Source organism: Rhodocaloribacter litoris (assembly GCF_011682235.2).
Lineage (GTDB): Bacteria > Bacteroidota > Rhodothermia > Rhodothermales > ISCAR-4553 > Rhodocaloribacter > Rhodocaloribacter litoris.
The window spans coordinates 2,446,584-2,459,578 of record NZ_CP076718.1 but is presented as its reverse complement, the minus strand read 5'-3'; the positions used below and the strand labels follow the sequence as shown (position 1 = coordinate 2,459,578).

At 63.6% G+C, this 12,995-nt stretch carries 12 protein-coding genes; 3 read left to right on the top strand and 9 right to left on the bottom strand.

Annotated features, from left to right (window positions below):
* The 4 genes from GQ464_RS10345 to porX form a co-directional block, all read right to left on the bottom strand.
* The coding region (locus GQ464_RS10345) for a Rho termination factor N-terminal domain-containing protein (protein WP_228350189.1) at positions 1 to 365 on the bottom strand (365 nt) is incomplete at its 3' end.
* A gap of 324 nt (positions 366 to 689) precedes the next feature.
* Positions 690 to 2,018: a bifunctional folylpolyglutamate synthase/dihydrofolate synthase gene (locus GQ464_RS10340; RefSeq protein WP_228350188.1), complete on the bottom strand. Its 1,329-nt coding sequence runs from the start codon at positions 2,016 to 2,018 to the stop codon at positions 690 to 692.
* Between the two features lie 76 nt (positions 2,019 to 2,094).
* On the bottom strand, positions 2,095 to 2,550 hold the full coding sequence (tsaE, locus tag GQ464_RS10335; protein WP_228350187.1) for a tRNA (adenosine(37)-N6)-threonylcarbamoyltransferase complex ATPase subunit type 1 TsaE: 456 nt from the start codon (positions 2,548 to 2,550) through the stop codon (positions 2,095 to 2,097).
* 5 nt (positions 2,551 to 2,555) lie between these two features.
* Positions 2,556 to 4,127, bottom strand: a complete 1,572-nt coding sequence (porX, locus tag GQ464_RS10330) for a T9SS response regulator signal transducer PorX (protein WP_166981675.1) — start codon at positions 4,125 to 4,127, stop codon at positions 2,556 to 2,558.
* Between the two features lie 244 nt (positions 4,128 to 4,371).
* Here porX and GQ464_RS10325 point away from each other — a divergent pair, with 244 nt between their 5' ends.
* Entirely contained in the window at positions 4,372 to 4,884 is a 513-nt protein-coding gene (locus tag GQ464_RS10325; RefSeq protein WP_166981672.1) for a ferritin, read from the top strand.
* A 147-nt stretch (positions 4,885 to 5,031) separates the two neighbouring features.
* Positions 5,032 to 5,991 carry a tRNA (guanosine(46)-N7)-methyltransferase TrmB gene (trmB, locus tag GQ464_RS10320; protein ID WP_166981669.1) on the top strand — a complete coding sequence of 320 codons (960 nt, stop codon included), beginning with the start codon at positions 5,032 to 5,034 and terminating at the stop codon, positions 5,989 to 5,991.
* 205 nt (positions 5,992 to 6,196) lie between these two features.
* Here the strand turns inward: trmB and GQ464_RS10315 are convergent, their stop codons facing one another.
* The 3 genes from GQ464_RS10315 to GQ464_RS10305 all read right to left on the bottom strand — a co-directional run bounded on the left by GQ464_RS10315 (position 6,197) and on the right by GQ464_RS10305 (position 9,426).
* Positions 6,197 to 6,754 carry a transposase gene (locus tag GQ464_RS10315; RefSeq protein ID WP_228350186.1) on the bottom strand — a complete coding sequence of 186 codons (558 nt, stop codon included), beginning with the start codon at positions 6,752 to 6,754 and terminating at the stop codon, positions 6,197 to 6,199.
* 41 nt (positions 6,755 to 6,795) lie between these two features.
* Positions 6,796 to 7,149 carry a helix-turn-helix domain-containing protein gene (locus GQ464_RS10310; protein ID WP_166982032.1) on the bottom strand — a complete coding sequence of 118 codons (354 nt, stop codon included), beginning with the start codon at positions 7,147 to 7,149 and terminating at the stop codon, positions 6,796 to 6,798.
* Positions 7,150 to 7,233: 84 nt separating this feature from the next.
* Positions 7,234 to 9,426 carry a T9SS type A sorting domain-containing protein gene (locus GQ464_RS10305; RefSeq protein ID WP_166981919.1) on the bottom strand — a complete coding sequence of 731 codons (2,193 nt, stop codon included), beginning with the start codon at positions 9,424 to 9,426 and terminating at the stop codon, positions 7,234 to 7,236.
* Between the two features lie 56 nt (positions 9,427 to 9,482).
* Here GQ464_RS10305 and GQ464_RS10300 point away from each other — a divergent pair.
* Positions 9,483 to 10,630, top strand: a protein-coding gene (locus GQ464_RS10300) for an IS630 family transposase (RefSeq protein WP_228350185.1) whose coding sequence is annotated in 2 segments (ribosomal slippage) — positions 9,483 to 9,915 and positions 9,915 to 10,630 — 1,149 coding nt in all. Because the reading frame shifts where the segments join, the coding sequence is not laid out codon by codon here.
* 412 nt (positions 10,631 to 11,042) lie between these two features.
* Here the strand turns inward: GQ464_RS10300 and GQ464_RS10295 are convergent.
* Positions 11,043 to 12,056, bottom strand: a complete 1,014-nt coding sequence (locus GQ464_RS10295) for a TolB-like translocation protein (RefSeq protein WP_166981913.1) — start codon at positions 12,054 to 12,056, stop codon at positions 11,043 to 11,045.
* 70 nt (positions 12,057 to 12,126) lie between these two features.
* Positions 12,127 to 12,549 carry a helix-turn-helix transcriptional regulator gene (locus GQ464_RS10290; protein ID WP_228350184.1) on the bottom strand — a complete coding sequence of 141 codons (423 nt, stop codon included), beginning with the start codon at positions 12,547 to 12,549 and terminating at the stop codon, positions 12,127 to 12,129.
* Between the last annotated feature and the right edge of the window lie 446 nt (positions 12,550 to 12,995).

Genomic DNA, 12,995 nt, shown 5'->3' with positions numbered 1-12,995 from the left:
ACGGGGCGCGGCTCGGCCCGCTCGGGGGGCGCGGCTACCGTCTCTTCGGCCGGGGCCCGGTCGGAACGGGCCTCCGGACGCGGGGGACGCTCCCGCCCGGCACCCGACTCGGCCGGGCGCGGGGAGGCTTCGCGGCGGGCGGGCTCCGACGGCCGTTCGGGACGCGGCTCTTCGACGGTCGCCTCCGCACGCTCACGGCCCCGGCGCGGCCCGCCGTTCTTGCCGGCCGCGGCTTCGGCCCGGGCTTCGAGGATCAGGTAAATCAGGTCCTGCTTGCGCATCTGAGAATAGCCGCTCAGATGCATCGCTTTCGCGATCTCGCGGAGCTCGGAAAGCTTTTTCTCTTGCAGATCGGAGATCTTCATAAAATCGAAGAGGAAAGGGTGGAACGAGAGACGTGGTGGGTGGGCAGGGAGGAAGGCATGCAGGTTCGAACCGGACCGTACTGCATGAGCAGAGGGGACGTCGCGGACGATGCACGCGAAAAAACGCCGGGGGTCAACCGAAGGATACCGGTGTATCCGGGGTGGAGGGCGGGCTGTTCGTCAGGTCGTGGGGGACGGATGCCCTGCGGAGGAGCGGGCCATCGCAGACCTGCCAGCACGAATTGCTTGCCTGACAAAGATAGGGTATATACACGGCAAAACCAGCTTCGTTCTCCCGTTCGACGGAATTTTAAAAAAGGTGCCTCAGGCGGGTGCCTGCCGGGAGCACCACAGCGCCTCCGGCAAGCCGGTCACGGTCTGATGGGAGCCGGTGACCAGCAGGGCGTCCCGTTCGGTCGCCCGGCGCCGGAACCAGGCCAGCCCGGCCGGCACGGTGTCCGGAGCTTCCGGCAGGGCCACCCGCACGCCCCGCGCGCGCAGCAAGGCCCGCAGCTCGCGGGCCGGCAGGGCCCGCGCCCCGCCGGATGAGACCGGATAGACCAGCACGTCGTGCGCGGCGAAGGCGTCGGCCATCGGGGGGACGTCCTTGTCGCGCATCACCCCGAACAGGGCAAAGAGGCGCCCGCCGGGCGGGCGGGTGGCCTGCAGGAAGGCCAGCGCAACCGCCAACCCGTCGGCATTGTGGGCCACGTCGGCGACGATGCGCGGGGCCTCCTGCAACACCTCGAGCCGGCCGCGCAGGCCCGCGTGCCGCCGTACCTCGCGCAGGCCGGTGTAGACGGGTGCGGGGTCTTCGCGGACCTCGGCGAGCAACAGCTCGGCCGCACGCAGGGCGACGGCGGCGTTGTGCCGCTGGTGCGCCCCCGCCAGTCCCACGTGCAGCCGCTCGTAGAAGCGCACCGGCGTGCGGGCGTCGAACGTCACGCCGTCGAGCCCGAGCACCGGGGTGGTGCAGGCGACCTCGTCCGGCACGTGGTGCAGCGGCGCGCCCTGCCGGTCCGCCACGTCCCGGAGCACGGCGAGCACCTCCGGCTGCGTGACCCCGGAGACGACGGGCACGCCGGGCTTGATGATGCCGGCCTTCTCCCGCGCGATCGCCGGCAGCGTTGCCCCCAGAATGGCCGTATGGTCCAGCCCGATGGGGGTGATGACGGCCAGGCGCGGGCGCAGGATGTTCGTGGCGTCGAGGCGGCCGCCGAGCCCCACCTCGACGACGGCCAGCTCCGCCCCGGCTTCGGCGAAATAGAGCAGGCTGAGGGCGACGGTGGCTTCGAAGAAGCTCGGCCCGACGGCCTCGAACACCGTGCGGTAGCGGGCAACGGCGCCGGTCAGCCAGGCGTCCGGCACCGGCACGCCGTCGAGGCGCATGCGCTCGTTGAGGCGGAACAGGTGTGGCGAGGTATGCAGGCCCGTCCGGCGGCCGGCCGCTGTGGCGACGGCGGCAATCATCGAGGCGGTCGAGCCCTTGCCGTTGGTGCCGGCCACGTGTACGCTCGGGTAGGCCTCGTGCGGGCGCCCCATCGCCTCCAGAAGCGCGGCGATGCGCTCCAGGCCGGGCTTGTAGGCGGCATCGGCCCGCCCGGCAAACTGCGGCAACGCCAGCAGGTAGGCGTGTGCTTCGGCAATCGTCACGGGAACGTCGCGGGATGCACGTTGAACGGGGTGTGTTGGGTGGGGGCAGGGAAGCCGGCCTTGTCCGCCCGTCTCCTCAGCGGTCGTTCCAGGCGATCCGTCGCCGGTCACGGCCGAGGTGGGTGAGGTGAAGGCGGAGGGTGTGCTCGGGCAAAAGGGGCTCCAGGCGCTGGGGCCACTCCACGAGGCAGAGCCCGTCGCCGTAGAGGTATTCGTCGATGCCCAGCTCGAAGAGTTCGTCGAGGTGACGGAGGCGATAAGCGTCGAGGTGATAGAGCGGGCCGTCGCGTCCCGGATAGACGTTGGCCAGCGTGAAGGTGGGGCTGCCGACCGTCTCGGGCGGAACGTCGTGCGCCGCGGCGATGCCTTTGACCAGGCAGGTTTTACCCGTTCCCAGATCGCCGTAGAGGGCCACCACGTCGCCGGGGCCGAGCACGGCGCCGAGGCGCAGGCCGAGCGCCTGCGTCTCCTGCGGCGATGCGGTTTCGGCAGGCAGCAACGCGGCGAGGATGTCGGTGGAGGACGTCGGCATGGCGGTCAGCGCTTCGGGCGCATCGTGACGACCGGCAGGATCATCTCCTGCATCGAGGCCCCGCCGTGCTGCATGGTGTCGCGGTAGAGGTTGAGGTAATGGTGGTAGTTGGTCGGATAGACGAAGTAGTAGTCCTCCTTGGCGATGATGTAGTTCGTGTTGATACCGGGGGCCGGCAAGCCGAAGTCGCGCGGGTCGCGCACGAAGATGGCGTGGCGCTCGTCGCACTTCAGGTTGCGGCCGTACTTGTAGCGGAGGGCCGTCGAGGTTTCGCGGTCGCCGATGACCTTGGTGGCGTGCAGGCTGCGGATGGCCCCGTGGTCGGTGGTGACGACGAGGGTGCAGTCGATGCCGGCCAGCTCCTGGAAGGCCTGGTAGAGCCACGAATGCTCGAACCAGGTGCGGGTCAGCGCCCGGTAGGCCCGCTCGTCCGGGGCGATCTCCTTGAGCACGTCCGAGTCGGAGCGGCTGTGCGCCAGGATATCGACGAAGTTGACGACGATGGCGCTCAGGTCGTTCTGCGGGTACTCGCTCACGCGGGCGGCGAACTCGCGCCCGTCCTGGCTGCCGATGAGCTTCTCGTAGCGCAGGCGCACGTGCTTCCGGCGCTTGCGTTCGAGCAGGTCGCGGAGGAAGGGTTCCTCGTAGCGGTTGCGGCTGTGCTCGTCGTCCTCGCCGCCTTCCCAGATCTTCGGATAGCGCCGGGCGATGTCGCGGGGCAGCAAGCCGCTGAAGACGGCGTTGCGCGCGTAGGGGGTGGCCGTCGGCAGGATCGAATAGTGGAAGTCCTTCTCGATCTCGAAGAGCGGGTAGAGCAGCTTCTCGAACTCGAGCCACTGGTCGTACCGCATGCAGTCGATGACGAAGAAGAGGACGGGGCGCTTCTCGTCCAGCGCGGGAAAGACGAAGCGGGGAACGACCTCGTGTGAGAGGACGGGCCGGTGCTCGTCCGGCGCTTCGTCACAGCGGGCGATCCACCCGGCATAGACCTCCTCGATGTAGCGGCCGAAGGCCCGGTTGGCCTCGCGGAACTGGTCGTCGAGCACCTGCCGGACGTTCTCGTCGCCTTCGAGTTCGAGGTCGTAGCGGACGAGCTTCAGGTACAACTCCACCCACTCCGCGTGCGAGAGCGGGTTCATGAGCATCCGCGTGATCTCGCCGAAGGCCTGCAGGTAGGCCTGCGAGGCACGTTCGCTGCGGAGACGGGCGCGCTCGAGCAGCCGCTTGCAGGTCAGCAGCACCTGGCTGGGGTTGACGGGCTTGGTCAGGTAGTCGCTGATCTGGCCGCCGAGGGCCTCCTCCATCAGGTGCTCCTCCTCGCTCTTGGTGACCATCACCACGGGCACCTCGGGCGCCAGGTCCTTGATGCGGGAGAGCGTCTCGAGCCCGCCCATGCCGGGCATCTGCTCGTCGAGCAACACCACGTCGTAGCGCCCCGCCTTCACCTTCTCCACGGCGTCGGTGCCGTTGGTGACGCTGGTGACGTCATACCCTTTCGATTCCAGAAAGAGGATGTGCGGGCGCAGCAGATCGATCTCGTCGTCGGCCCACAGAATACGCGATAAGGGCTGGGTCATCGGACCTGTCTCGTACGTTTCGTGCCTTTAAGGACAAAGGTCGTAGCCGTTCACTCGAAAGGCGGTCCGGAGCTTGACGTTGGAACGATCGGGAGAGGCACGCCGGCGGGCGGCCGGATGCATTCTACCGGTGGAACGGGCTTTGGTTCGCCGGCCGCTTCCCCACAGCGAGGCGAAAACATCCGGGCCGGGCGGGCGTTCCAGCGGCGAGCCGAAACTGGTACCAACCCACCGGATAACCGACATGACACTAAAACCGAAGGTGCAGGAAGCCGTCAACGAGCAGATCAGGGCCGAGTTCGAGTCGGCCTACCTCTACCTGGCCATGTCCGCGCGGTTCGAGGCGCTGAACCTGCGCGGGTTCGCCCACTGGATGCGCGTGCAATGGCAGGAGGAGACGCAGCACGCCCTCAAGTTTTTCGACTTCCTGATCCGGCGCGGCGGCACGCCCGAGCTGAAGGCCCTGGCGAAGCCGGAGGTCACCTTCGAGACGGCCCGCGAAGCCTTCGAACAGGTGCTCGAACACGAGCGCTACATCACCGGCCGCATCCACGAGCTCTACGAACTGGCCCGCAAGGAGCACGACTACCCGCTCCAGACGCTCCTGCACTGGTTCATCGACGAGCAGGTCGAGGAAGAAGAAGTGGCGCAGGAGATCCTGGACAGCCTGCAGCTGGTCGAAGGCGACGGCCCCGGCCTGTTCATGCTCGACCGCGAACTCGGCGCCCGCAAGGCCGGCGAAGAGGAGGACGTGTGAGATGAAGTGCGTAGTGCGTGGTGCGTGGTGCGTAGTGCGTGGTGCGTAGTGCGTGGTGCGTAGTGCGTGGTGCGTAGTGCGTGGTGCGTAAAGGTAAAGACACAATACGCAATACGAACTACGCACTACGATATACAAAAATCCCCCATGCTGATCACCCCGTCTTCGCTGACGTTCCCCACTCCGCCCGAGCGCCTCTTCGGCCGGCCGGGGCCGCTGGTGCTGGAGGTCGGCTTCGGCGACGGGCGTTTCCTGGTGCACCTGGGGCGGGCGCACCCGGACTGGAACCTGCTCGGCGCCGAGGTCTCGCTCGGCTCGGTGACGCGGGCCTTCAAGCGCCTGCGTCGCGAGGGCGTGCGTACGGCCCGGCTCTACAAGGGGCACGGCCGCTTCCTCGTCCGCAACGTCATCCCCCGGCACGGGCTGCACCGCGTCTACGTCAACTTCCCCGACCCCTGGCCCCGGAAGCGGCATCACAAGAACCGCCTCCTGCAGGCCGGCTTCTTCCGCCTGCTCTCGACGCGCCTCGAAGACGGCGGGGCGCTGCTGCTGACCACCGACCACGCCGAGTACTTCGCCTTCGCCTGCGACGAGGCCCGCACCACCGGCCTGTTCGACGTGGCCGAGGGGCCGCCGCCGCCGGCCACCCTTCAGACGAAGTACGCGCTGAAGTGGCAGGCGGAGCGCCGCCCCATCTACCACGCCGTCTTCACCAAGACCGCCGAGGCCCCCGACCCGTACGAACCCACCCTGGAACTCTGCGAGATGCAACACGCCCTGCTTGAAGGCGACCTGCGCGCCGTCCCCCCGCTGACGAAAGAGGTGCACCGCTTCCCCGGCGGCGTCGTGGTCCTGCTCGAAGCCTACCGCGACCCGGCCGGCGACGCCCTCCTTTTCCTCGTGCTCTCGGAGGAGGAGGACCTGCGGCAGGAGATGCTGGTGAAGGCCTGGCCGCATCGGACGCCTGCGCGTCCGGAGCGCGGCGTGGCGGTGGCGCTGCAGCGCTTTGGCGAGCCGCTGACCACGCGCGGCGCCCGCGAGGCCGTCCGCGCCGTGACGGAATGGCTTGAACGGCAGGGCCTGCGCCGCGTGGAGACGTGGTTCTGACGGGCGGTGGAGGTGTCGCGGGCAGCAGGCATGTATGGTATGTGTAATACTTCTCATAGCATGCTAGAAAAAGATCCCATTTTGCTTCGACTCGTCTACATTTATGCATGAAGAAAGGGCCGCCTCGTTGGGGGCGACCCTTTCATGAAACACAGACTCGGCTTCGTTAAGCGGAGCAACGACGTGCCCTACTTTATAGCGCTACTCAGGGACTTTGACCCAAATAACCACAGTGTTTGAACCACCCCACGGCATCGGAGGGCCTAACCGCGGCCACCCCCTGCTCCACGGACGCCTCCAACGCCTGCGCCGTCTCTGCACGCGCGCGTTTGACCACATGCTTGATTTTGTTCCAGGCCAACTCGATCGGGCTCAGATCCGGACTATAACGCGGCAGCGGCAATACCTCCGCCCCGGCCGCCTCGRTCAGGTCCTTGATCCCCTCGACACCATGAATCGTGGCATTGTCCCAGATGACGACGTCTCCCTGCCTCAGATACGGGACCAGGTGCCGGCGCACAAACCCGCGAAAGGTCCACCCACGCACCGTGCCTGCGTGCGTGGCCACGACCCCCGACCCATCGAATCCCATCCAGCCGATCAAGCTACGCCGAATCGGACTGCGCAGCGGCGCGCGCTCATGGCAGCGCGCACCGCGAACACTGTAGCCGTAGGGGAGCCGCATGCCCACCTCCACCCGGCTCTCATCGACCACCTTGATCCGCTCAGGGGCGATCTCGGACAGACGCTGCCTGAAAGCCATGCGCTCGGCTTGAACCGCTGGACGATCTTGTTGGGAAGGTCTCAAGGTCTTTTTTTTCGTGTGATCCCCAGGCGCTTAAGGGCCCGGCTGACGGTCTGTTGGCTGACCGGACGTCCGGCTTCGGTGAGGCGATGGGCCAGTTGCTCCTGCGTCAGATCCGGGTTTTCCTTGAACAGTTGCAGCAGCCATTGTCGGTCTTGTGGGCCGAGGATGGGGCTACGGCCATTGAAGCGCGTACGGGGTAAGAGCGAACCGGTGCTTCGGTAGAGTTTGACCAGACGTCTGACGGTGCGTTGAGAGACGGAAAAGCGCTGGGCGATGTGTTTTTGTGAGCCTTCCCCGTTGAGGTAGGCCTTCACGATACGTTCTCTGAGATCAGGGGAGAGGGCTTTCATGAGCACTGGAGCAAGCGGAGCGGAGACGAGCTACTAATAACTTGAAGCAACCACAATTGTTGCGGACCATGTTACTGCGTAGCGCTATATAAAGATCATGCGCCGCGTTTTCGTATAGGTCCCCGCTATGAGCCGATAGAGGTACACGCCACTGGGCAGCCTACCGGCGTTAAAACGCACCCGGTGATATCCCGCTGCAAGCATTCCATCCACCAGCCGGATTACCTCGCGTCCCGTTACGTCGTAAATTACTAGCGTTACAGGACCGGCCTCCGGCATTGCAAAGCGGAGTTCCGTTGTCGTACTGAAAGGGTTCGGATAGGCTGCCTCCAGGGCATAGGACTCGGGCAGAGCTGCCCCCTCATTGATCAAATGGATTCCAGTCTTCGGAACACCCGTGACGGTCACGTACTTTGTTGTTGTTTTCTGTGTACCTACCGCGTCGGTCACCGTGAGCTTGATCGTGAAGTTATATCCATCGGTCGATCGATATGTAAACGTGCTGGCATTTCCTCCGTAATTCCATGCGTCACATTGTGGGGCTGCCCCGCTACCAGGACACTGGGGCATGAACTCCCACGAGTATGTATAAGGTGTCTGACCACCGGAGATAACGGCGGTCCAAGTATTGAATTCATAGGAAATCACAGAGGAAGGACCGCTGATCGAGGCGGAAAGAGGGGGACAGGCCGTGCCGACGCCGTGTGCAGAAAACGCATTCTGGATGGCACATACATGTATCCCGCCATAGTAGGTGTTGTCCGCCGTAATAACGTTCGTGCGAAAGGCATCGAAGTCGTATGCATGTGGGGTTATCTGGAGTGCCTTGAAGGCGAGGTCGTCGCCGATGGTCGAGCCGACGACTTGGCGAACATCCCACATCGCCCCACCAATGACCTGGCCGTTCCAGTGGTTCCCGTTAGCTTGGGTCCATTTGTAACTGTTATTGTCGAGGTTCCGATTCACACCCACATCCTCGCCGATGAGGGCGTCGTTGTTCTTGGCACCGGCGAAGTAGTCCGATAACCCCTCATCCATCGCGCAGCTCTGATGTATATAGACCCTGCAGTCAACCGTGGCAATGAAATCGTTTCCGTAGACGCTGTAGATGGTGTTGTGTGCGTACTTATGGTTTACCACGTCGCTTGAACGTGCCCAATCGATCCCCGATTGTGTACCAAAGAAAATCTCGGTCCCGTTGGCCGCTCCATTGAGAGGATTACCCAAATCATCTACTTGATCTATGTAAGCGTTCATTTGGTAGTCCATACCACTGTAGTTGAAGGGTGATGCCTTGAAGAAATCATGCATGGTGCTGGCATGGTAGCGCACGTTGGGGGCATCATCCGCCGTCCAGTTGTAGTTGTACGTGGTGTTACCTCCCACCCAGATCGTGGCTGTGTGCTCGATGGCGTTGTCGTTGGCGTCGTGCAACTCAACCCACTCGTTCTGCAGCGGGAGGCGGATCGTATAGTAGCCGCTGGCCAGGTAGGGAGTAGACCAGGAGCCACTGGCGCTGGTACTACCCAGAAATACCCGCCGGCCGATGAGATCATAAACCTCTATCTCCGTCGTCTTGAATCCTGTCGTCACCGGCGGGTCGGAGACAAGTTCCGGATAGTACGAGCCGGTGACCGTGCCCGAGAGACTTCCCCCGAGTGGCGCTGCAGACGCGGCGGCGCTACGCGACGTGAAATCAGTCGGCGGCGCGACGGTAACTACGGTGCCGCCGAATTCCGGCCAATGGGCATGCCGCAGGTTGCTCCAGTCCCGCAAGACCGTTCCATCCCGGGCATCAATGAAGTAGGTGACGCCCTTCAATGGGGTGAGCAAGAAGAGCCGGACGCGCCAGGCCAGGTGAATCGACGCGCCCTGATCTTCCTGAATCGGGAGTATCATGAGCGTACCCTCGTCTTTGACCCGGAGGGGCTCCAGAGCGAAGGCCGCGCGCGCCATCGCCAGTGCCGCCTCTTTCGAAAGCGCAGGCGTCGTCGCTACGTCAAGATCCAGGTAGACGGTCGCACCCAGCGCCACGACATTGCCCTTGGGATCGATCGTGTAGCCGATTTCGGTGCCGACGACCGGGATGCCGTCGATGACCTGGTCGAAGGCAACGAACCACGACGCGCCGTCGGTATCGGCCTTGCGGAGCCTGGCCTGATCCGGGGTGAGTTTAAGGATATCGCCGAAGACCTCAAGGAGCTTTTCCAGGAGGAGGGGCTGGGTGCTCTCTGAGAGCATACTGGCCTGTAAACCTAGTGCCGTGTCAAGGATCATCTGTCGGGCAGGATGGTAGCTTCAACAATCGCTCACTCCTGAAGCCACTTCCTGCCATGGCCAAAAAATACTGCGTCACGCTCAATGACAACGAACGCCAGTACCTCGATGACCTCATTGAGCGGCGTTCAAAAGGTGTCCCGCCGGTCAAACGAGCCTTCATGCTGCTCAAAGCAGACCAGAGCCAGGGCGCACCGGCCTGGACCGATGAACGCATCGCCGAAAGCTACAACGTCAGTGTCCGAACCGTCGAGCGCTTACGCCGGCGCTTCGTCGAAGAAGGCTTCCAAGTGGCTCTCTACGGCAAAAAACGCGAACCGGTTAAAGAGAAGATCTTCGACGGGCAGGTCGAGGCTCATCTGGTGGCCCTGCGCTGTTCAGAGCCGCCGGAAGGCTTTGCCCGGTGGTCGCTCCGCCTTCTGGCTGACCGTATGATCGAACTCGGTTACGTCGAATCGATCTCGCATGAGAGCGTGCGGCAGTTGCTTAAAAAAACGAACTCAAGCCCTGGCGCGTTAAGTCGTGGGTAATTCCTCAGGCCGATGCCGCCTTCGTCTGCCAGATGGAGCAAGTGCTCGATGTCTACGCCCGGCCCTACGACCCGCTCCGACCGGTTGTGTGCCTCGACGAAGCGCGCAAGCAACTCATCAGCGAGGTGCGACAGCCCTTCACGCGTGCCGACGGGGTGCGGCACGTGGATTACGAGTATAAACGCGAAGGGACGCGCACGCTCTATATGCTCTGCGAGCCGCTGGGCGGCTTCCGGAAGGTGCTCGTCAAGGAGCGTCAGGACCGTTTGACCTGGGCTCGTGTGGTGGCCCACCTCGTCGAAGACCTCACGGCGCGTACGCGCCGCTATCCAGACGCCGAGTCAATCACGCTGGTTCAGGACAACCTCTCCGCGCACACCGTCTCGGCGCTCTACGAGGTCTTCGAAGCCGAGCGCGCCCGGCGCATCGTGCGCAAGTTGGAGATGGTCTCGACGCCGGTGCATGGCTCGTGGTTGAACATGGCCGAGATCGAGCTTTCGGTGCTGGTTCGTCAGGGTCTCTGTCGCCGCATCGGCAATGCATCGCAGTTAGAGGGCGAGATCGCCGCCTGGTACCAGGCGCGCAACGCGAAGCAGCGGGGGGTGGACTGGCAGTTTACGACGGCGGATGCGCGGGTGAAGTTGAAGCGGCTATACCCGTCAATTATAACTTGACACAGCACTAGGTCGACAAGGTTTATGGCGGGGTCGTAGATCCAGCGGGCAGAACCGGTCTGAGGGTGCAACTCCACGCGGTGCGATAGACCTCGATTATCTTTCATTGTCACTGTCACAGGTTGATCCTGAGCAAAGCTCGACCCGGCGAGTACAATCGGCAGGACTAGGAGCAGAGTCAAGATATTACGGGCGTGCCCCCCGAAACCAAGTGGGAACAGGCTTTGCAGTTTCATGGGAACCTCTTGGTTTGAAGGTTGAGGAACCCGGAACTCGGCCTGTGCCTGTGCTTATCAGGTGAAGCAAGCCCTTGCAGGCCAAGCGGTTCCGGAAATGATGGCTCTTTGCCGGGAGCTCGTTCTGGAAAGGTGAAGCCGCAAGGGCTTCTTCGTCGGGGGTTAACGCATGGGGATTACCTCCTTTTCCAACTGGTAGGGTAACAGAAGTGGAAAGTGCCCTGGCACGGCGTGATGTCGACCGGCCCGCTACCATCGAGCGGCACGATCAGGATGCGTTCGGACCCCTGACCGGGAGGCGTGCCGGCCTGTACCAGAAGGCTTGTGCCGTCAGGTGACCAAGCCACCGGCCATAGGTACTTGTGTTCACTGTGGGTCAGTTGTCGCCGGTTCGCACCGTCCACATCCATCACGTGAACCTCCTCTTGTACGTCCCGAGCCACCACGCCATTTCCAAAGTCCGTCTCTAGCTGTATCCGTACATTGAAAGCGATCTTGCTGCCGTCTGGAGAAAGGATAGCTCCTTTAACCACTTCTCCTTTCTGCCCCCAAGTCCACTGGTAGGTACCATCAAGGTCAAGCGCCACCAGTCTTCCGTTCTCAGCCGCTCGTCCCAGTGAGTCTCGGTAAGAATAGTCGAAGATGTCTCCTAGCAGATAGCCCTCCGGCATCCAGGCACCGATGTATTCGAGGATGTTCGGTGTGTCAGTCACACGCTGCTCGTTGGCACCGCCTACGTCCACCACGTAGATGTCCAGGATGCCCAGCGCCTCCGGAATCATGATGCGCCGGAAGGCGATGCGGCGACCGTCCGGCGACCAGACCGGACGCTCTCCGTTGGCCAGGTGCTCCGGCGTTACGGTACGCGTCAGCCGGTAACGCCCTGTCCCGTCAGCGTTCACTACGTAGAGGGCCGGGCCATAGTGCAGCGCTTCCTGCGGGCCTTCGAGTACGATCTTCGACCCCTCCGGCGACCAGACAGCACGGCCAATGGGAAAGTCTGGGTCGTCGGTGAGCTGGCGCACGTCGGAGCCGTCGGGCTGCATGCTGTAGAGCTGGCTCGTACCGCTCTCGTCGGAGATGAACAGAATCGGCCCCGGCTCGGCTAGAAACCCCTCCCGTTGGGGAGCACTGGTGTCACACGCCCCAAAAAAGATCAGAAATAGAATAAGGAAGAGATTCTGTTTCATAATTTCGGCATACTTGCGTGAACAAAATAAATCTAAGCTCATTGTTTACATTGCGCTTTGCATTTTGTCTTCAAGTCGTCTTCCGGTATCGATCCGGCGTCGTGCCCGTGTAGCGCCGGAAGGCCCGTGTGAACGTGTCGTGCCGCGTGTAGCCCACGGCCAGGGCGATGTGAACGACCGGCACGCTCTGTAACCCCTCATCCCGGAGCAAGCGTTTTGCCAGTTCCATCCGGTGGCGGCGCCGGTATGCCCCGGCGGACTGCCCGACGTGCCGGGCGAAGCGTAGCTCGACGTTGTGGTCGCAGAGTCCCGCACTCTGCTCGATCCGGCGGAGCGTCCAGGCCGGATCGAAGAGGTGGCGGTTGAGCGTCGCCAGGTACGCGCGGACGTCGGCGGGGTCGCCGGGCTGCGGAGGCCGCAGTTCCGTCGCGTGATAGGCCGCCACGAGGTGCGTCAGCCGTTCAAAAGGATCATGCGGGGGGGGGKSATGCATGGTCGTTCGTGTCCAGATTGCCCACCAATCACGGAACATCGGAACATCCTTTCGGGGCCAATAGCCCTGCACCGGCCGGACTGCCGGGTTCAGCGCCTCAGCCGTACGTTCATCCTTCACCGGCGGCGCCGGCATCTGCGGGCCACCGTTCCCCTTACCTGTCGGGTACGTAGAAAAATCTGATATTTGCGCGGAGGGACATCGTTTTACCCGGATCATGCCGTCGAAGGGATTCACACGAACAGATAGGCAGCCACCCCCTCTCGATCGCCTTCCATCCGGCGTTGCGGCGATGTAGCCGCACCCTTCACGGGTGCGCCCCTTGACCAACCGAACAGGCCCGGGCTGAAGCCCGCGGCTACGTGGGGGCGCACAGGGTACCCGGACGGGGATCAGCAGGGCAGCCGGCGGCGCAGGGCCCAGCGGCTCGGGCCCTCGGCGGGCGC

Bases quoted from the DNA above. Each gene is read 5' to 3' on its own strand.
- GQ464_RS10310 (WP_166982032.1), bottom strand. From the start codon at position 7,149: ATGAAAGCCCTCTCCCCTGATCTCAGAGAACGTATCGTGAAGGCCTAC.
- GQ464_RS10325 (WP_166981672.1), top strand. From the start codon at position 4,372: ATGACACTAAAACCGAAGGTGCAGGAAGCCGTCAACGAGCAGATCAGG.
- tsaE (WP_228350187.1), bottom strand. From the start codon at position 2,550: ATGCCGACGTCCTCCACCGACATCCTCGCCGCGTTGCTGCCTGCCGAA.
- trmB (WP_166981669.1), top strand. From the start codon at position 5,032: ATGCTGATCACCCCGTCTTCGCTGACGTTCCCCACTCCGCCCGAGCGC.
- porX (WP_166981675.1), bottom strand. From the start codon at position 4,127: ATGACCCAGCCCTTATCGCGTATTCTGTGGGCCGACGACGAGATCGAT.
- GQ464_RS10295 (WP_166981913.1), bottom strand. From the start codon at position 12,056: ATGAAACAGAATCTCTTCCTTATTCTATTTCTGATCTTTTTTGGGGCG.
- GQ464_RS10305 (WP_166981919.1), bottom strand. From the start codon at position 9,426: ATGATCCTTGACACGGCACTAGGTTTACAGGCCAGTATGCTCTCAGAG.